Below are 17359 nucleotides of genomic sequence, written 5' to 3'. Positions count from 1 at the left end.
GGGGAACTTCGGGAAACATCCGGCAACCCGACTGGAACGCTCCAGTACCGTCCAGATCGTGACCGCATCGACCGCCTCCGTCCCCTCTCCACTGCCCTCGCCGCGCGCCCTGCTGCTCGACTTCGGCGGCGTCATCATCACCACCGTCAAGCGGGACGGCGGGGTCGACGAGGCCGCGACCTACGTGCACGGGCTGCTCGAGCGCGGACTCGTCTCGGTGCCCGCCGAGGACGTCGCCCGGTCCCTGGCGTCGGGACTGACCGCGCTCACTCACTGGAAGCACGCGTCGAGCCGCCGACGCGAGCCGCGCGAGCTCTCGCCGCGCGAGATCGTGGGCGACTTCCTCGCGTCCGACCTGCCGGAGCCCGCACGCAGGCTCCTCGTGGCCGAGGCCGCCGAGCTGCTCGACGCGATCGCGACCATCACCACCGACCATCACCTGCGCCCAGGGATCATGCGCACGCTCGACGCCGCCCGCGACTCCGGCATCCCCGTCGGGATCGTCTCCAACGCGCACTCGGGCCGCAGCCACCGCCGCATCCTCAGCGCCCTCGGGATCCACGACCGCTTCGCGGTGCAGGTGTACTCCGACGAGGTCGGGATCCGCAAGCCGCACCCCGGCATGCTGCACCTCGCGGCGACCGCCGTCGGCGTGGCGGTCGAGGACTGCTGGTACGTGGGCGACACCCAGGACCGCGACGTGGTGGCCGGCCGCCGCGCGGGCGTCGGCACGGTCATCATCACCCGGGACAAGCACACGGATCGCCCGCCGTTCGAGGTGGGGGAGAGCGCCGATGCGGTCCTGGACTCCCCGGAGCAGCTCGCCGATGCGCTGGTCGCGGCCCTCCGTGACGGCGGCCACGCTGCGGCTGGGGCGGCACGCGCCGACGAGTCTGGCAGCGGCGCCCGCGGCGCCCTGCTGATCGACCACGGCGGCGTCATCTCGCTGTCGGAGCCCAACCCCGAGGAGATGCTCGCACTCGGCGAGCGACTGTCCGACCTATTGTCGACGCCGGATGCGCCGGTCGAGCCCGGCGACGCGATCGCGCTGATCCGTGCCGCCCGCGACCGCCGCGCGGCGGCGAAGGGCGACGGCCTCGCCGAGACCAGCCCGCTCGAGTTCTGGGTCGAGCACTTCGGCCACGGCATGGACGACCGCTCGCGCGCCGTGCTGCGCGCCGAGGCCGTGGACCTCATGCACCGCTACGGCCGCGCGAAGAGCCGCCGCGTGCTGCGCCCCGGCGTGGCCGACGCGCTCGCGTACTGCCGCGCGGCCGGCATGCCCGTGGTGGTCGTGTCCAACACGCTGTCGGGCCGCGCCGTGCGCGACGCGTGCGCCGAGCACGGCCTGTCCGACCTCATCGGCGCGTACGTCTGCTCCGACGAGCTGGGCCTGCGCAAGCCGCACGCGAGCATCGTCGCCGAGGCCCTTGCGATCGCCGATGCCGCTCCCGAGGCCAGCTGGTTCTACGGCGACAAGCCCCACGCCGACGCTGCCGGCGCCCAGGCCGCGGGCATCGCCCGCCGCGTCGTCGTGCGCGGCGGCGCCATCGACGACGAGGCCATCGACCGGGCGGTCGCCGACGGCCTGGCCACCCACGCCGTCGAGGACGCCCACGGTCTCCTCGCGCTCCTCCAGGGCGCATCGGCCCTGCCCACGCTGTCACCCGCAGAACCCGCCTGACCCGTCACCCATCCGCCTGAGAACCCCCACCATCAAGGAGAACTGATGTCTCAGACCACCGTCCCCGACGAGCGCGCCGGGCGCCTGCGAGGGGCAGCCGCCGGGCTGCCGCGCAACCTCACGGGCTCGCAGAAGCTCATGGTGTTCGTGCTGTCCATGGCGCTGTCCGGCGTCGCCAACCTCGTCCTCGAGATCGTTCCCGACGTCACCATCGGCCCCGTGGACGTGTCCGTCAGCTACTTCGTGTTCGTCCCGCTGACGCTCGTCGCGCTGCTCAATCCGTTCTGGGCGGCGCTCGGAGCGCCCATCGGCGAGGTCATCTTCGTCGACCTCCTCATGGGCGACTTCTCTGGGCTCGCCGAGGTCGAGGGCGTCATCCAGATGTTCCTCGCGCTGTACATCGCCGGCTCGCTGATCCGCAACCCGCGCAACAGGATCCAGATCGCGATCGCCGCCGTGACCGTCGTCGTCATCGACAAGGCCCTGTCCGCGATCGTCGACCTGTCGAAGGTGTGGATCGGGGTCGAGGACGCCGAGTACGTCGAGGGCCTGCCCGAGTCGATCCTGCTGCTTGAGGGCATCGGGTTCGGCGTCGACATCCTCATCAGCGGCGTGCTCTTCGGCGTCATCCCGGCCATCTGGCTCATCCCTGCCCTCCACGGCAGGATCGAGCCGCTGCTGGGCATGCGTCCTCGCGTGCCAGGGGAGCCGATCCAGGGCTCGGCGCCGCGCACCGGGCTTTTCGTCGCCGTCGCCCTCGCGCTCGCGGTCGCCTCGTTCCTCTTCGCCTTCCTCGAGGTGTGGGAGGTCGAGTTCGGCGTGTTCGAGCCCGAGTGGCTCGACACCTACGGCCCGGGCTTCATCTGGGTGGGCATCGGTGCCGCCGCGATCGCCTTCCTCGTGGGCGTCGCGCTCGTCCAGCTCAGCCGCCGCAGCCGCGACCGCGAGGACGCGGACACCACGCGCGACTGATCCCGTCCCCGGGTGGGCGTCGGCCGAGCCGGCGCCCACCCACCGACTCCCAGGAGCCACCACCCCATGGCCTCGCACCACCAGATCCCGCCCACCCAGCCTCCGAGTGGCGCGACCCCGATCATCGAGCTCGACCGCGTGAGCTTCCGCTACCCGGGCGCCGAGCGCGACAGCCTGCGCAACGTATGCCTGCGCATCGACGAGGGCGACTTCGTCGCCGTGATCGGCGGCAACGGCTCCGGCAAGACCACGCTGTGCAAGACCTTCAACGGACTGGTCCCGCACTTCTGGGAGGGCGAGTTCGCTGGCGAGGCCACCGTCGCCGGCATCGACACCTACGAGTCCTCGGTGGCCGCGCTGTCGGCCACCGTCGGCTACGTCTACCAGGACTTCCAGAACCAACTGGTGCGTCCCCGGGTGCGCGACGAGGTCGAGTTCGGGCCCGTGAACTTCGGCATGGCCGACTACGCGGAGCGCGCGCTCGAGGCGATGCACACTCTGGGCATCGACCACCTCGCGGACCGGTTCGTGTGGCAGCTGTCCGGCGGCCAGGCGCACCTGGTCGCCCTCGCGTCGGTGCTCGCGATGCGCCCGCGAGTGATCGTGGTGGATGAGCCGGTCGCCGAGGTGGACCCCGCCGGCGCCCACGCGTTGTACGAGCGGCTCACGGAGCTCAACGAGCGCCACGGCATCACGGTCGTGGTGATCGAGCACCACGCCGAGTTCATCGCCCAGTACGCCAAGTCCGTGGTGCTCATGGACGACGGCGCTCCCGTGTGGCATCTGCCCGCGCCGCAGGCCGCGGCCCGTGCCGCCGAGCTGGCGGCGCACGGCATCCCCGCGCCGCAGATCGTCGAGGCCTGCGAGGGCCTCGACCTCCAAGCCGCGCCTCGCACCGTCGACGAGGCCGCGGCGGTGCTGCGCACCGCCGGAGCCGAGCAGCGCACGACGTGGCCACCCATCGCATCGGCCAGCTCCGATGCGCCCGAGGGGCGCGTCGTGGCCGTCGCTCGCGGCGTCTCGCACGGCTACAAGTCCGTCTCCGGCGAGCTGCTGCCGGTGCTGGACGGGATCGACCTCACCGTGCGCGCGGGCGACCGCGTCGCGCTCGTGGGCGGCAACGGCGCCGGCAAGTCCACGCTCATGCGGCTGCTGTGCGGCCTCCAGGTGCCGAGAGCCGGGACCATCACCCTCGACGGCATCGACACTCGTCGGTCCTCGGCGACCAAGCTTGCCGACCACGCGGCCTACCTGTTCCAGCGTCCCGAGCAGATGTTCCTCAAGGACTCGATCCGCTCCGACGTGCGGATGTTCCCCGCGGGTCGCAAGCGCGCCGACGCGGACGCGCTCGTCGACCGCGTGCTCGACCGCGTGCGGCTCGCGGATCTAGCCGACCGCGACGGACGCACCCTGTCGGGCGGCCAGCAGCGCCGTGCGACCCTGGCCATCGGGCTCGCCATGACCCCGTCGCTGCTGCTCGCGGACGAGCCCACGGCGAGCCTCGACGTCGCGAGCCGGAACTCGGTGATCGACATGCTCGAGGAGCTGCGCGGCGCGATCGACGCCGCGGTCGTCGCCACCCACGACATGCACCTGGTCGCCGAGTGGGCCACCCGCGTGATCGTCCTGGGCGGGGGAGGGGTTCTCGCCGACGTCACGCCCACCGAGCTCTTTGCCTCGGACGACCTGCTCGCGGGTGCGCACGTGGTGCCTCCGCAGGTCACCGCCCTCGGGCGCGCGCTCGGCATCGTGCCCGCCCCGCTGTCGGTGGCCCAGTGGCGGGAGGCCGTGGTGCTCACCGAGACGGAGGTGCGGGCATGAGCCGCAAGCAGCGCGACGTCCTGTCGGTCGAGTGGGTGAAGCTCGAGCTGATCCGCACGGCGTATGCCACGCGTGGCGGGCTGTTCGCGCGGATGGACCCGCGCATGGTGCTCGCCTGGTACCTGCTGCTGGCGATCGTCCCGTGGTTCACGCACAACCTCGTCACCGTCATCGGGCTGTTCGTCATCACGGCGGCGTCCGCGGCGCTCGCCCGGGTGGGGCCGCTCGTGCTCGGCCTGTTCATCATCGGCTTCGTGGGCGACTTCTTTTGGGCCTTCGCCGCCGCGTGGCTCTTCGGCGGCGACGCGGGCACGGCCCTCGCGCTGGTCGAGCTGAACCTCAAGCTCGCGACGGTGTCGCTGGCGTCGATCGCGGCCTTCGTGTCGCTCGATCCGGAGAGCCTGTCGACAGGTCTGCTGGCATGGCGCGCGCCCGAGCTGCTCGCCTTCGGCGTCTCGTACGGCTACCGGATGATGCCCATCCTGTTCGAGGAGTTCGGGGTCGTGTTCACGGGGCTGCGGCTGCGCAGCGCGCCCGGGCCGCGAGGGTTCCTGGGGTGGCGGGCGCTGCTGCGGTGGGGCACCTGGGCGGTGCAGGCGTTCTATCCGATCTTCCTCAACACCGCCAAGAGCGTGCGCACCACCGTCGAGTCCCTCGAGACCCGCGGCTTCACCGCGAACCAGGGTCGCGAGCTGCGGATCTCGCAGCTGCGCATCGGTGTGCTCGACGTCGCCGTGGTGGCCGTCACCGTCGTCGCCGTGGTGGGTGCGTTCGAGCTGGGAGCCGTCGTCACGCTTGGGTGAGGGTCGAGCGGGCACGCGGCGAGCGCATCGGCCCTCCGTCCGGGCCCGTATCCTTGCCGGGCTGGCCGGCACGGAAAGGGGCGCCATGAGCACGACCACTCACCTCGCGGTGCTGACCGCGGGCGGGACCATCGACAAGGAGTACCTGCTCAGCGGCGAGCTGGGCGTGGGGGAGCCCGCCGTCGCGCGGACGCTCGCCACCGTGGTGCCGTCGATCGCGATCCGGGTGACGCGCGTGCTCGCCAAGGACAGCCTCGACATGACCGACGCGGACCGCGAGCTCCTCGCGCAGGCCGTCGCGGCGAGCCCCGAGCGCGCCATCGTCATCACGCACGGCACCGACACCATGGCGGAGACGGCCTCCTACCTGGCAGAGCGCATCCCTGACGGCGTGACCGTCGTGCTCACCGGAGCGCTGCGCCCAGAGTCCGTCAGCGGCTCGGACGCCCAGCTGAACCTCGGCTTCGCGCTCGCAGCCGCGCAGCTGGCCGCGCCTGGCGTGCACGTCGCGATGGGCGCGCGACTCTTCGCCGCGGGCACCGTCCGCAAGGACACCGCGACGGGGGAGTTCGTCGAGCTCGAGGGCTGAGCCTCAGGTCACCGTCCCCAGCTGCCACGGCACGAACTCGTCCGCGCCCAGGTCCAGCTCCTCGGACACGGTCTGCTCGCCCGAGGCGACGGACAGGATCTTCTCGAAGATCTCCCGGCCAACCTCCTCGAGGGTCGCGGTGCCGTCGACGATGCGCCCCGCGTTGAGGTCCATGTCCTCGGTCATGCGGTCGTAGGTCTCGGTGTTGGTGGCGACCTTGATCGACGGCGACGGCTTGCAGCCCAGGACGGATCCGCGGCCCGTGGTGAACACCACGACGGTCGCGCCGCCCGCCACGAGACCCGTCACGGACACCGGGTCGTAGCCCGGGGTGTCCATGAAGGTCAGGCCGGGCAGATCGATCTTCTCCGCATACTCGCGCACGGCGACGAGCTCCGACGATCCTGACTTCGCGACCGCTCCGAGGGACTTCTCGAGGATCGTCGTCAGCCCGCCGGCCTTGTTGCCGGGAGAGGGGTTGTTGTCGAGCGTGCCGCCGCCGTCCGCGGCGTACTTCTCCCACCAGCGCAGCCGGCCCAACAGCTTGTCGGCGACGTCTTGCGAGACGGCGCGGCGCAGCAGCAGATGCTCGGCGCCGTAGACCTCGGGGGTCTCCGCGAGGGCCGAGGCGCCTCCCTGCGCGATGAGCAGGTCGCCGGCGAACCCGAGGGCCGGGTTGGCGGTGATGCCGGAGTAGCCGTCCGAGCCGCCGCAGTTGGTGCCCAGCACGAGCGCGCTCGCGGGCGCCTCCTCGCGGCGAAGCGCCTCGACGCCGGGCAGCATCGACTCGATGGCCGCGACTCCTGCGCGGACGGTGGCGCGGATGCCGCCGGTGTCCTGGATGGTGAGCTCGGTGACGGGCAGGTCCTCGCGCAGCGCGAGCCCGTCGAGGATGGTCGCGGCCGGCAGCATCTCGCAGCCCAGCCCCAGGACCAAGAGCCCCGCCATGTTCGGGTGCGAGGCGTATCCCTGCAGCGTGCGCCGCGTGACCTGGGCGCCCTCGGAGGTGGGCACCAGGCCGCAGCCGGTGTCGTGCGTCAGCGCCACCACGCCGTCCACGTGCGGGTAGGCGTCCAGCACGGGGCCGCGGAACTGGTCCGCGATCATGCGTGCCGTGGACGCCGAGCAGTTCACCGAGGTCACGATGCCGATGTAGTTGCGGGTGCCCCACGAGCCATCGGAGCGGCGGTAGCCCTGCCACGTGCGGCGCTCGGACGCGGGCACGGTGGGGCGACGGTCGACGCCTACCTCGATCTCGCGGTCGCCGTCGTCCATGCCGAGGTTGTGGGCGTGCACGTGCGCGCCGGGCTTGATCGGGACCTTGGCGAGGCCGATCACCTGGCCGTACTTGCGCACCGGCGCTCCGGCCTCGACGGCGCGCAGCGCGACCTTGTGGCCGCGGCCGATGTTCGAGCCCACCGTGATGTCGCCGTCCGGCCCGCCGGTCAGCACGGTGTCGTGCGCGAGGTCGCGGGTCGCGACCGCGACGTCGTCCTGCGGCGACAGCACGAGCGCGACGTCGGACAGGGGCAGGGCCGATGCGCTCGCCGGCTCGGTCACGACGTCGCCCCCGCGAGGGCCGGGGCCCCCGCGCGCAGGTCGCGCACGGCCGCGCCGACGGCCGCGCGCCAGACCAGGTTCTCGGCGAGGTCCTCGGGGAACACGCCGGACTGGTCGAGCATGCGCGCGGCGAGGCCGTCGAGCGGGCCGCGGGCGGCCAGCGCGAGGCGGTCCGCGGCGGGGTCGTCGAGCTCGACGGTGCGGCCGGCGACCTCCAACGTGCCCTCGGAGGTCGCGTGGACGTAGAGCATCCACGAGGCGACGGCGCGGGCGATCGCGAACGGCGTGTGGCCGGAGCCGAGGCGGTCGCGCGCGGTCGCGAGCATGCGGATGGGCAGCTTCTGCGAGCCGTCCATCGCGATCTGGACCGTGGTGTGGCCGATCGCGCCGTTGGCGAAGCGCTCGAGCACCGACTCGCGGTACTCCTCGAGGTCGATGTCGCCGGTGTCCGCGAGCGAGGGGATCGCGTCCTCGTCGATGAGCGCGCGCGCGAAGTCGTTCAGCTCGGGATCCGCGACAGCCTCGGCGATGGTGGCGTAGCCGCGCAGCGCGCCGCCGTACGCCAGGGCCGAGTGCGTGCCGTTGAGGATGCGCAGCTTGACGTGCTCGTACGGCGCGACGTGGTCGGTGAGCGTGGCGCCGGCGGCCTCCCATGCCGGGCGGGGCCCGGCGAAGCGGTCCTCGATGACCCACTGGGTGAAGGGCTCGGCGACGACGAGGCCCGCGTCCGTCGCGCCGAGGACGGACTCGGCGACCCGGCGATGAGCGTCCGCCGTCGCCGGGACGATGCGGTCGACCATGGTCGCGGGGAACGTCACCGAGGTGCGGATCCAGTCGAGCAGGCTCGTCGCGCCCGCCGCGGGCGATACCTCGAGGATCCGATGCACGAGCCGCTCGACCGTGGGGCCGTTGTCCATGAGGTTGTCGCACACGAGCACCGTGAGCGGCGTGCCGCCCGCGCGGTGGCGGCGTGCGAGGCCGCGCAGCAGCAGGCCGCTCGCGCTGCGCGAGGGCTCGTTGTCGTCGCTCGGACGCCCGTCGATCTCCGCGGCGAGCACGTCGAGGTCGTAGGCGAGCGCGGGGTCAGCGAGGTTGGGTCCGCCGCCGTCGGCGCGCCGGTAGCCCTTCTCGGTCACCGTGAGCGACACGATGTGCGTGGTCGGCGCAGCGACGGTCGACAACACGCGCGCAGTCTCCTCGCCGGGGAACGCGACGTCGCGGACCGAGCCGATCAGGTCGAGCGCCGTGGCGCCCTCGGACAGTTCGAGCACCCCGTAGAGGCCGCCCTGGGGTCGCAGCTGCTCGCGCACCGTCGCGGAGCGCTGCGTCACGCCGAGGATGCCCCAGCGCTCGTCGCCCGCGTGCGCTGCGGCGCGCTCGGTGTAGACCGCCTGGTGGGCGCGGTGGAAGGCGCCGATGCCGAGGTGCACGATGCCGGGAGCCGCTGCGCGGTCAAACTCGGCAGGAAGGCTCACCTCGGCGCCGAGGCCCGGAGCGAGACGGCCGAGGGTGTCGGGGGAGAGGCGGGGCAGTGAGGTCATCGTCGTCCTTCCTGAGGTCACGCCGGGGTGGGAACGGGGCGGGTGGACTCGCGCACCAGCAGCTCGACGGGCAGCCGGACGGCGTGGCCGTCCCAGCCGTCGAGTCGCAGGCGCTCGAGCATCGTCGTCGCCTCGTGCCCGGCGCGGGTGAGCGGGATGGCGACGGTGGTCAGCAGGGGAGACACGTACGAGGCGGCGCCGATGTCGTCGAAGCCGACCACGGAGACGTCGTCGGGGACGCGCACGCCGCGCGCGCGCAAGCGGAACATGACGCCCAGCGCGATGAGGTCGTTGTAGCAGAGGAAGGCGGTGGCGCCGGTCTCGAGCGCGAGGTCCGCCGCGGCCACGCCGCCCTGATGGATGGGGCGGTGGCTGCCGACGTCCGTGACCTCGATCCCGTCGACGGACCCGAGCGCGCGGCGCCGGTGGGCGTCCGACCACGACGAGGTGGGGCCACCGATGTACGCGATGTGCCGGTGGCCGAGAGCGCGCAGGTGCTGCAAGGCCTGGGTCACGCCGCTCGCGGAGTCGAACGTCACCGATGGCAGCCCGTCGACCTCGCGGTTGACGAGCACGAGCGGGCCGGCGGCGGCGCACTCGCGGATCTGCTCCTCGGGCATACGAGGCGAGCACAGCACCAGGCCGTCCACGTTGGCCTGGAGATCGCGCACGATCGCGAGCTCGGCGCGCGGGTCCTCGTCGGTGTCTGCGACCAGCACGGAGTGGCGCGAGCCTCGTGCCTGGGCCTGGACACCTTTGGCGATGGCGGCGAAGGACGGGTTCGCAAGGTCGGGCAGGACCAGGCCGACGTGCCCTGACTGGCCCGACGCCAGAGCTTGGGCGGAACGATTGGGCTGGTATCCGAGACGCTCCGCGGCCTCGATCACGCGGTGACGCCGAGCGGTGGAGACGCTGTCCGGCGCACTGAGCGCGCGCGAGGCGGTCGCGGGGGAGACGCCGGCGGCGATCGCGACGTCGCGCAGCGTGGCCATCCGTGCCTCCTCCTGGTGATGTCCCGGACCGTGATTGCGATTTCACTGTTTCATTCTGCGCACACGTGGCCGAGACGGCTTGGCTTCCCATCATGCCACACCAAGCCTCCATCCCAACAGGGCTTGCCGTGCCGGCGGGTCCGTGGGATAGTGGAGGCATCGCGTTGAAAGCGCATTCATCTGTTTCATCTCGACGAGGACGAGGAGGTCCCCGTGGCCACGTCACCCGCGCTCACCACGGCTCTGCACGACGACAGGCTGCTGCCGACCCAGACGGAGGAGCGCGCGATCGCTCGCGAGCTCTACGGCGCCACCAAGGATCTGCCGCTGGTGTCCATGCACGGGCATGTCGACGCCTGGATGCTCGCGTCCAACGAGGCGTTCCCGAACCCCGCCCAGCTGCTCGTCATTCCCGACCACTACCTGGTCCGAATGCTGCTTTCGCAGGGTGTACCCCACGATGCGCTCGGCGTGCCGCGGCGCGACGGTGGCGCGGTCGAGACCGACCCCCGCGAGATCTGGCGTGCCTTCGCCACACGCTGGAAGCTGTTCCGCGGCACCCCCACCCGGCTGTGGATGGAGCACGTGCTCGAGGCGGTGCTGGGCGTCTCCTCGGCGCTGTCCGCCGACACCGCCGACGAGATCTACGACGCGATCGCCGAGCGCCTCGCCGAGCCCGCCTTCCGCCCGCTCGAGCTCCTCGACTCCCTCCGCATCGAGATCCTTGCGACGACCGACGCCGCCGACGACCCGCTCGACAGCCACGCACGCCTCGCGGGGATGGGCTACGGCGAGCGCGTGGTCCCCACCTTCCGCCCCGACGCGGTCGTGAATCTCGACCGCCCCGACTGGGCGGCGAACGTGCGCTCGATGGGGGAGCGTGCCGGCATCGACGTCGTCGACTACCCGAGCTACATCCGCGCCCTCGAGTCCCGCCGCCAGGCGTTCGTCGCGGCGGGCACCCGCGCGACCGACCACGGCCACCTCTACGCGGATACCGAGCCCCTCGAGCCCGCAGAGGCCGAGCGCGTCTTCCAGGCCGCGCTCAAGGGAGAGGCGACGAGCGCATCGGCGCGGGCCTTCGCCGGCCACATGCTCACCGAGATGGCGCGCATGTCCTGCGAGGACGGCCTCGTCATGCAGCTCCACCCCGGGGTGCTGCGCGACTACGACCCGCGGGTGTTCGCCGAGCGCGGTCCGGACGTCGGCTACGACATCCCCATCCCCATCGACCACGCCCGCGCCCTGCAGCCGCTGCTGACGCGCTACGGCCACGACCCTCGCCTGACGCTGGTGCTGTTCACCGTCGACGAGGACGTGTTCGGGCGGGAGCTCGCGCCCCTGGCGGGGGTGTTCCCGGCCGTCCGGCTGGGCGCTCCGTGGTGGTTCCTCGACACTCCCGACGCGATGCGCCGCTTCCGTGACACGGTCACGGACACGGCCGGCTTCTACAACACGGCCGGCTTCGTGGACGACACCCGCGCGTTCCTGTCGATTCCCGCCCGTCACGACGTCTCCCGCCGCATCGACGCCGGCCACCTCGCGCGCCTGGTCGCCGAGCATCGGCTCTCCCTCGACGAGGCGAGCGAGACCGCCGTCGACCTCGCCTACGAGATCCCCCGCGCCGTCTACCCGCCGCTGCGCTCGTCCTGAGGCAGCCGCCCGCATGAAGTGTCCGACCGCCCCCGCCCCGACCCGATGGGAAGCCCGCACGTGACCGACGTCCAGGACCAAAACCCCGTGCATGACCAGAATCCGACAGCCCCTGCGCGACGCGAGAGCGCATCGGGCCCGAGCCCGCTCGTGCTGCCCGTCTTCGACGAGCCCGCCGCCGACCGGCCCCGCACCCGCTGCGCCGTCATCGGCACGGGACACCGCGCCGGCATGTACGTCGACGCCATCAACGGTCCCCACGCGGACGTCGCCGAGGTGGTCGCGTGGCTCGACCGCAACCCCGGACGCGTCGAGTACTACGACGCGCTTGTGGGCGAGGCCCGCGGGCTCGAGGGGCCCGCCGGCCTGCCGCGCTACGACGCGGATGGGCTCGAGCAGATGATCGCCGACTGCCAGGTCGACACCGTCATCGTCACCACCATCGACGCCACCCATGCGGAGATGATCGACCGCGCGATGCGCGCCGGCGCGAACGTCGTGGTCGAGAAGCCGCTGACGACCACCGCGGCGGGCTGCCGCACCATCACCGCGGCGGTCGCGGAGACCGCACGCGACCTCGTGATGACGTTCAACTACCGTTACGCGCCGCGCAACTCGACCTTGCGCGAGGTGATCGCCTCCGGGCGCATTGGCGCCGTCACCAGCGTGCACTTCGAGTGGGCGCTCGACACCGTCCACGGCGCGGACTACTTCCGTCGCTGGCACCGCAACAAGGCCAACTCGGGCGGACTCGTGATCCACAAGTCCAGCCACCACTTCGACCTCGTGAACTGGTGGCTCGGGGACGTGCCGGAGCGCGTGTACGCGCGCGGCGGCCTGAAGTTCTACGGAGCCGACAACGCCCGCGCTCGCGGCCTCGGCGAGCGCCCCGAACGCGGCACCGGCGCCGAGGGCGACCCCTTCGCCCTGGACCTGCGTGACGACCCGCGGCTCGAGAAGCTCTACCTCAACGCCGAGCACCACGACGGCTACCTGCGCGACCGCGACGTGTTCGACGAGGGCATCGACATCGAGGACAACCTCGCGCTCGTGGTCGACTACCGCTCGGGCGCGCTGCTGACCTACTCGCTCAACGCCCACGCGCCGTGGGAGGGCTACCGGGTCACCGTGAACGGCACCGAGGGTCGCGCCGAGCTCGAGGTGATCGAGCGCGGCGCCGTCATCGCTGGCGAGGACGGCAAGGTGACCCTGGACCCGTCGGCCACGCCGGAGGGCGTCGCCGCCGACGAGCTGCGTCCCCACGGGGACCGGCTCATCGTGCAGCGCCACTGGGAGGCTCCCCAGGTGGTCGACATCCCCGAGGGGATCGGCGGGCACGGCGGCGGCGACGCGATCCTGCTCATGGAGGTCTTCCGCCGCGACCTGCTGGTGGGCGAGGATCCCTTGAAGCGAGCCGCCGGCTACCGGGACGGCCTGCGCGCCGTCGCGGTGGGCATCGCCGCGAACCAGTCGCTCGCGACCGGAGCGCCCGTCGACATCGCCGACCTCGACCTGGGGGAGGCGCTGTGAGCCCCGCCGGCGACGTCCTCGCCCAGCTCGGTGCGCATCGGTTGGTGCCCGTCGTCGTGCTTGATGATGCGGCGGCGGCGGATGGGCTTGCTGGTGCGTTGGTGGCTGGTGGTTTGCCGGTGGCTGAGGTGACGTTCCGTACGGCTGCGGCGGCGGAGTCGATCCGGATCATGGCGTCGCGTGGCGACGTGCTCGTGGGTGCGGGCACGGTGCTGACGCCCGATCAGGTCGATCAGGCGGCCGATGCGGGCGCGGCCTATGTGGTCTCGCCGGGGCTGAGCCGTGCGGTCGTGGAGCGCTGCGGTGAGCGCGGCGTCCTCGCCCTTCCCGGTGCCGTCACCGCCTCGGAGGTGATGGCTGCCCTGGAGCTGGGGGTGTCGACGGTGAAGTTCTTCCCCGCGGGCACGTCTGGTGGTGCCGCGGCGGTGAAGGCTCTCGCGGCTCCGTTCGGTGGGGTGCGGTTCGTGCCCACCGGTGGGATCGGGCCGGCGAACCTCCACGAGTACCTGAGCATCCCTGCGGTGCACGCGGTGGGTGGGTCGTGGATGGTGCCCAGGGACCTGGTCTCTGCAGGCAAGTTCGATGAGGTGACGGCGCTGGTGGCTGAGGCTGTGGCGCTGACAGGCAGTGACAGTGGAGGCAAGGAGGTCTGACATGGCTGTGATCGACGTCAAGGGTGCCGATGAGTGCCGTTTCGATGCGGTGTCGCTGGGTGAGGTGATGCTGCGCCTGGACCCTGGTGAGGGTCGCATCCGCACCGCGAGGTCCTTCACCGCGTGGGAGGGCGGCGGGGAGTACAACGTGTCCCGCGGCCTGGCCCGCGCGTTCGGCTACCGCACCGGCATTGTGACGGCGTTGGCGGACAACGAAGTCGGTCACCTGGTGGAGAACCTGATCCTCGCCGGCGGCGTCGACACCTCCAACCTTGTCTGGAAGGACTACGACGGCATCGGCCGGCAGGTGCGCAATGGCCTGAACTTCACCGAGCGTGGCTTCGGGGTCCGCGGAGCGGTCGGGGTGTCCGACCGTGGCCACACCGCCGCCAGCCAGCTCACGGCAGATGATGTCGACTTCGATCACCTGTTCGGTGAGCTCGGGGTGCGCTGGCTGCACACCGGCGGCATCTACGCCGCCTTGTCGGACACGGCCGCCGAGACCGTCATTGCTGCGGTGGAGGCAGCCCACCGGCACGGCACAGTCGTGTCGTACGACCTGAACTATCGGCCGAGCCTGTGGAAGGCCATCGGTGGCAAGGACCGTGCCCAGGAGGTCAACCGGGCCATCGCCCCGCACGTGGACGTGATGATCGGCAACGAGGAGGACTTCACCGCCTCGCTCGGCTTCGAGGTCCCCGGCGTCGATGAGGATCTCGAGGACCTGGACGTGGCCGGCTTCGCCCAGATGATCCAATCCGCCGCGGCAGCGTTCCCCAACTTCCAGGTCATCGCGACCACCATGCGAGGCGTGAAGACCGCGACCGTGAACGACTGGGGCGCCCTGGCATGGTCCAATGCCGACGGCGTGGTCCGGTCGACTCAGCGCGACGGGTTGGAGATCCTGGACCGCGTGGGCGGCGGAGACTCCTTCGCCTCCGGACTGATCCACGGCCTGGTCGAAGGCGAGAGCCTCGAGCGTGCCGTCAACCTCGGCGCGGCACACGGAGCCCTCGCGATGACGACCCCGGGCGACACCACCATGGCCACCAAGGCCGAGGTCCACAAGCTCGCCGCCGGCGGCGGCGCCCGCGTCGACCGCTAGGTCGCGAACGCGGTCAGACCCGCGCCCGGCGAGCGATTGGATGCCGCTCGCCGGGCGCGTCTGTGTCTCCTCTGCGCCCTGGGAGGCAATGAGTGCCGGAAATGGGCGGAAATCGGCACTCAGTGCCTTCTAGCGTGCGCCGGGATGAGCGTCATGGGGGGCCTGGATCAGCGGCGGTGCAGCGCGAGCACGGGGATGGTGCGCGAGGTGCGCCGCTCGTACTCGGCGAACCCGGGGCTCGACGAGGTGAACTGTGCCCAGGCGGCGTCGCGTGCGTCGCCGGTCAGCTCCTCGACACGCACCTCGACGCTGCCCTCGCGCGGCACCTCGATGGTCACCTCGGGGTGCGCCTTGAGGTTGTGATACCAGGCGGGATTGTCGGGAGCGCCGGCCTTCGACGCGGCGATGAGCCACGCGCCGTCCTCGCCGGGGAACGTCATGACGGGCGTCACGCGCTCGGTGCCGCTCTTGGCGCCGAGGTGATGCACGAGCACCAGGCGATCACCGAACTGCTGGGTGTTGCCGTCGTGGGTGCGAAACTCGTCGATGATCGCCGCGTTGAAATCCGTGTAGCCGCTCATGGGTGCCTCCTCGGTTGCCTACAGTGCCCAACCGCGCGCAGACGGGGAGCATTCCGTTCCAGTTGTTGGATCGCTCGCCAGCCTCGACTGCGAGTTGAGCGATGGCCTACGGCCTGCAGCACGCGTCCTGGCCGGCGGGAGTCGTGCTCGCGACGGTCGCGAGTGCGCGGACCGGCTCGCCGAGCGCCTCGCAGCACAGCGAGTAGACGTTCGAGCGGCCGCGCGGCGTGACGGTCACCAGGCCCTGGTCTCGCAGCGGTGCGAGGTGATGGCTCACGAGGGTCTGCGACAGTCCCGTGGCGTCGGTCAGCTCGCGCACCGTGTGGGGCTGCTGTGCGAGGAGCAGGACGAGGTGGAGTCGCGTGGGGTCGCCCAGTGCCTTGAGCAGCGGCGCGAGACGCTCGGCGTCCAGCCTCGCGGTCTCAACGGGGGAGTGCGGCAGGAGTGCGACGTCCATGGTGCGGGTCATGCGCTCCAGTATGCCACTCCTTGTTGCTATCAACAGCGATCACTGTTAATACTTCTTCCATGACCTCGAACGCATTCCCTGAGCTGCCCATCGCCGTGATCGGCGCCGGTCCTGTGGGCCTCGCCGCCGCCGCGCACCTCCTCGAGCGCGGACGCACGCCGCTCGTCCTGGAGTCGGGCGCACAGGCCGGCGCCGCCATCCTCGAATGGGCGCACGTGCCGCTGTTCTCGCCGTGGCGCTACACGGTCGATGTCGCCTCGCGCCGGCTCCTCGAAGCCGAGGGCTGGATGGAGCCGGACCTCGAGTCGATCCCCACCGGCGGCGACCTGGTGCGCGAGTACCTCGCGCCGCTGGCGGCGCATCGTGGGCTCGCGCCACACATCCGCTACGCCGCCCGCGTCATCGGCGTCGCCCGGCGCGACATGGACAAGGTGCGCTCCGTGGGGCGCGGCCGTCGGCCCCTCGTGGTGCGGGTGCAGTCCGACAGCGGTGTCGAGGACATCGAGGTCGCAGGCGTCATCGACGCCTCCGGCACCTGGCGTACACCCAATCCCGTGGGCGCAGGCGGACTGCCCGCGCAGGGCGAGGAAGGGGCGGCACACTGGTTGGCAGGGCCGCTGCCGGACGTGCTCGGCCGGGACCGCGAGGCGCACGCAGGCCGCGCAACCCTCGTGATCGGCATGGGCCACTCCGCTGCCAACACGCTGCTCGCGCTCGACGAGCTCGCGAGCGGGTCTCCGGGCACGGAGATCGTCTGGGCGATCCGCGGACGCTCGCCGCGTCGCCTCTACGGTGGCGCCGAGTCCGACGAGCTTCCCGCGCGCGGCGCCATCGGCACGCGTCTGCGAGAGGCGGTCGACGCAGGGCGCATCCGGCTGGTGACCGACTTCTCGGTGTCCCGGCTCGAGCCGACGGACGACGGGCGCCTGGCGGTACACGGCGCCCGAGACGGCCAGGTGCTGGTCGTCGACCGATTGGCGGCGGCGACGGGCTTCCGCCCCGACCTCGATATGCTGCGCGAGGTTCGCCTCGACCTCGACCCTGCGCTCGAGTGCCCTCGCGCGCTGGGCCCGCTGATCGACCCGACCGTCCACAGCTGCAGCACGGTCGAGCCGCATGGTGCCGACTTGCTCGCGCACCCGGAGTCCGAGGTGTACGTCGTGGGCATGAAGAGCTACGGCCGCGCGCCGACCTTCCTGCTGGCCACCGGGTACGAGCAGGTGCGCTCCGTGGTGGCCGCGATGACGGGCGATGCCGCCAGTGCCGCTCGCGTGGACCTGCTGCTGCCCGCGACTGGCGTGTGCTGTGCGACCGCCGGAGCCGGTGGCTGCTGAGCGTCCGCTTCCGCCCGGCTGCGCGCGCGTGGCCGTGGCCAGGTGCCTGACGACGCGCGCCGACCGGGCTCG

Annotated in this window: 15 protein-coding genes; 10 read left to right on the top strand and 5 right to left on the bottom strand. The window is 71.9% G+C overall.

Annotated features, from left to right (window positions below):
* Positions 1 to 58 precede the first annotated feature (58 nt).
* The 5 genes from B7K25_RS09585 to B7K25_RS09565 all read left to right on the top strand — a co-directional run bounded on the left by B7K25_RS09585 (position 59) and on the right by B7K25_RS09565 (position 5869).
* On the top strand, positions 59 to 1684 hold the full coding sequence (locus tag B7K25_RS09585; RefSeq protein ID WP_159450175.1) for an HAD family hydrolase: 1626 nt from the start codon (positions 59 to 61) through the stop codon (positions 1682 to 1684).
* A gap of 45 nt (positions 1685 to 1729) precedes the next feature.
* Entirely contained in the window at positions 1730 to 2656 is a 927-nt protein-coding gene (locus B7K25_RS09580) for a cell division protein FtsQ (protein WP_084105781.1), read from the top strand.
* A 66-nt stretch (positions 2657 to 2722) separates the two neighbouring features.
* Positions 2723 to 4477, top strand: a complete 1755-nt coding sequence (locus B7K25_RS09575) for an ABC transporter ATP-binding protein (protein ID WP_084105779.1) — start codon at positions 2723 to 2725, stop codon at positions 4475 to 4477.
* Positions 4474 to 5280 carry an energy-coupling factor transporter transmembrane protein EcfT gene (locus tag B7K25_RS09570; RefSeq protein ID WP_084105777.1) on the top strand — a complete coding sequence of 269 codons (807 nt, stop codon included), beginning with the start codon at positions 4474 to 4476 and terminating at the stop codon, positions 5278 to 5280. Before B7K25_RS09575 ends, B7K25_RS09570 begins: the two co-directional genes overlap by 4 nt.
* An 85-nt stretch (positions 5281 to 5365) precedes the next feature.
* On the top strand, positions 5366 to 5869 hold the full coding sequence (locus tag B7K25_RS09565) for an asparaginase domain-containing protein (RefSeq protein ID WP_084105775.1): 504 nt from the start codon (positions 5366 to 5368) through the stop codon (positions 5867 to 5869).
* Between the two features lie 3 nt (positions 5870 to 5872).
* Here B7K25_RS09565 and B7K25_RS09560 read toward each other — a convergent pair whose 3' ends face one another.
* Genes B7K25_RS09560 through B7K25_RS09550 form a run of 3 tightly spaced genes read right to left on the bottom strand, consistent with a single transcriptional unit; the run spans position 5873 to position 9962 of the window.
* Complete coding sequence (locus B7K25_RS09560) at positions 5873 to 7429, bottom strand: UxaA family hydrolase (protein ID WP_234988162.1); 1557 nt, start codon at positions 7427 to 7429, stop codon at positions 5873 to 5875.
* Positions 7426 to 8970 carry a mannitol dehydrogenase family protein gene (locus tag B7K25_RS09555; RefSeq protein ID WP_084105773.1) on the bottom strand — a complete coding sequence of 515 codons (1545 nt, stop codon included), beginning with the start codon at positions 8968 to 8970 and terminating at the stop codon, positions 7426 to 7428. The genes B7K25_RS09560 and B7K25_RS09555 overlap by 4 nt, the downstream gene beginning before the upstream one ends.
* Before the next feature lie 17 nt (positions 8971 to 8987).
* Complete coding sequence (locus B7K25_RS09550; protein ID WP_084105771.1) at positions 8988 to 9962, bottom strand: LacI family DNA-binding transcriptional regulator; 975 nt, start codon at positions 9960 to 9962, stop codon at positions 8988 to 8990.
* 213 nt (positions 9963 to 10175) lie between these two features.
* On the opposite strand from B7K25_RS09550, the gene uxaC reads away from it, so the two are divergent.
* The 4 genes from uxaC to B7K25_RS09530 are packed head-to-tail and all read left to right on the top strand — an operon-like array spanning position 10176 to position 14903.
* A complete protein-coding gene (uxaC, locus tag B7K25_RS09545; RefSeq protein WP_084105769.1) occupies positions 10176 to 11615 on the top strand; it encodes a glucuronate isomerase in 1440 nt (479 codons plus the stop codon).
* A 60-nt stretch (positions 11616 to 11675) separates the two neighbouring features.
* Positions 11676 to 13145 (top strand): Gfo/Idh/MocA family protein, encoded by a 1470-nt coding sequence (locus tag B7K25_RS09540; protein ID WP_371328298.1) that lies wholly within the window; start codon positions 11676 to 11678, stop codon positions 13143 to 13145.
* A complete protein-coding gene (gene eda / locus B7K25_RS09535; protein WP_084105765.1) occupies positions 13142 to 13798 on the top strand; it encodes a bifunctional 4-hydroxy-2-oxoglutarate aldolase/2-dehydro-3-deoxy-phosphogluconate aldolase in 657 nt (218 codons plus the stop codon). Before B7K25_RS09540 ends, eda begins: the two co-directional genes overlap by 4 nt.
* Before the next feature lies 1 nt (position 13799).
* Positions 13800 to 14903: a sugar kinase gene (locus B7K25_RS09530; protein WP_084105763.1), complete on the top strand. Its 1104-nt coding sequence runs from the start codon at positions 13800 to 13802 to the stop codon at positions 14901 to 14903.
* A 167-nt stretch (positions 14904 to 15070) separates the two neighbouring features.
* Here B7K25_RS09530 and B7K25_RS09525 read toward each other — a convergent pair whose 3' ends face one another.
* Together B7K25_RS09525 and B7K25_RS09520 are read right to left on the bottom strand one after the other, a co-directional pair.
* Positions 15071 to 15484 (bottom strand): nitroreductase family deazaflavin-dependent oxidoreductase, encoded by a 414-nt coding sequence (locus B7K25_RS09525; RefSeq protein WP_084105761.1) that lies wholly within the window; start codon positions 15482 to 15484, stop codon positions 15071 to 15073.
* 106 nt (positions 15485 to 15590) lie between these two features.
* The gene (locus B7K25_RS09520; protein WP_084105759.1) at positions 15591 to 15953 is read right to left on the bottom strand and encodes a helix-turn-helix transcriptional regulator; all 363 of its coding nucleotides are present in this window, start codon (positions 15951 to 15953) and stop codon (positions 15591 to 15593) included.
* Positions 15954 to 16012: 59 nt separating this feature from the next.
* Here B7K25_RS09520 and B7K25_RS09515 point away from each other — a divergent pair, with 59 nt between their 5' ends.
* Positions 16013 to 17287, top strand: a complete 1275-nt coding sequence (locus tag B7K25_RS09515) for an NAD(P)-binding domain-containing protein (RefSeq protein WP_084105757.1) — start codon at positions 16013 to 16015, stop codon at positions 17285 to 17287.
* Positions 17288 to 17359: the final 72 nt, after the last annotated feature.

It is taken from the genome of Demequina sp. NBRC 110056, from assembly GCF_002090155.1.
Taxonomy (GTDB): domain Bacteria; phylum Actinomycetota; class Actinomycetes; order Actinomycetales; family Demequinaceae; genus Demequina.
Note: the sequence above shows the minus strand (reverse complement) of the source record. Positions and strands in the feature narration are given on the sequence as shown.

Coding starts and splice junctions, on each gene's coding strand:
- B7K25_RS09580 (WP_084105781.1), top strand. CDS start 1,730: ATGTCTCAGACCACCGTCCCCGACGAGCGCGCCGGGCGCCTGCGAGGG.
- B7K25_RS09575 (WP_084105779.1), top strand. CDS start 2,723: ATGGCCTCGCACCACCAGATCCCGCCCACCCAGCCTCCGAGTGGCGCG.
- B7K25_RS09570 (WP_084105777.1), top strand. CDS start 4,474: ATGAGCCGCAAGCAGCGCGACGTCCTGTCGGTCGAGTGGGTGAAGCTC.
- B7K25_RS09565 (WP_084105775.1), top strand. CDS start 5,366: ATGAGCACGACCACTCACCTCGCGGTGCTGACCGCGGGCGGGACCATC.
- B7K25_RS09555 (WP_084105773.1), bottom strand. CDS start 8,970: ATGACCTCACTGCCCCGCCTCTCCCCCGACACCCTCGGCCGTCTCGCT.
- B7K25_RS09550 (WP_084105771.1), bottom strand. CDS start 9,962: ATGGCCACGCTGCGCGACGTCGCGATCGCCGCCGGCGTCTCCCCCGCG.
- B7K25_RS09530 (WP_084105763.1), top strand. CDS start 13,800: ATGGCTGTGATCGACGTCAAGGGTGCCGATGAGTGCCGTTTCGATGCG.
- B7K25_RS09525 (WP_084105761.1), bottom strand. CDS start 15,484: ATGAGCGGCTACACGGATTTCAACGCGGCGATCATCGACGAGTTTCGC.
- B7K25_RS09520 (WP_084105759.1), bottom strand. CDS start 15,953: ATGACCCGCACCATGGACGTCGCACTCCTGCCGCACTCCCCCGTTGAG.
- B7K25_RS09515 (WP_084105757.1), top strand. CDS start 16,013: ATGACCTCGAACGCATTCCCTGAGCTGCCCATCGCCGTGATCGGCGCC.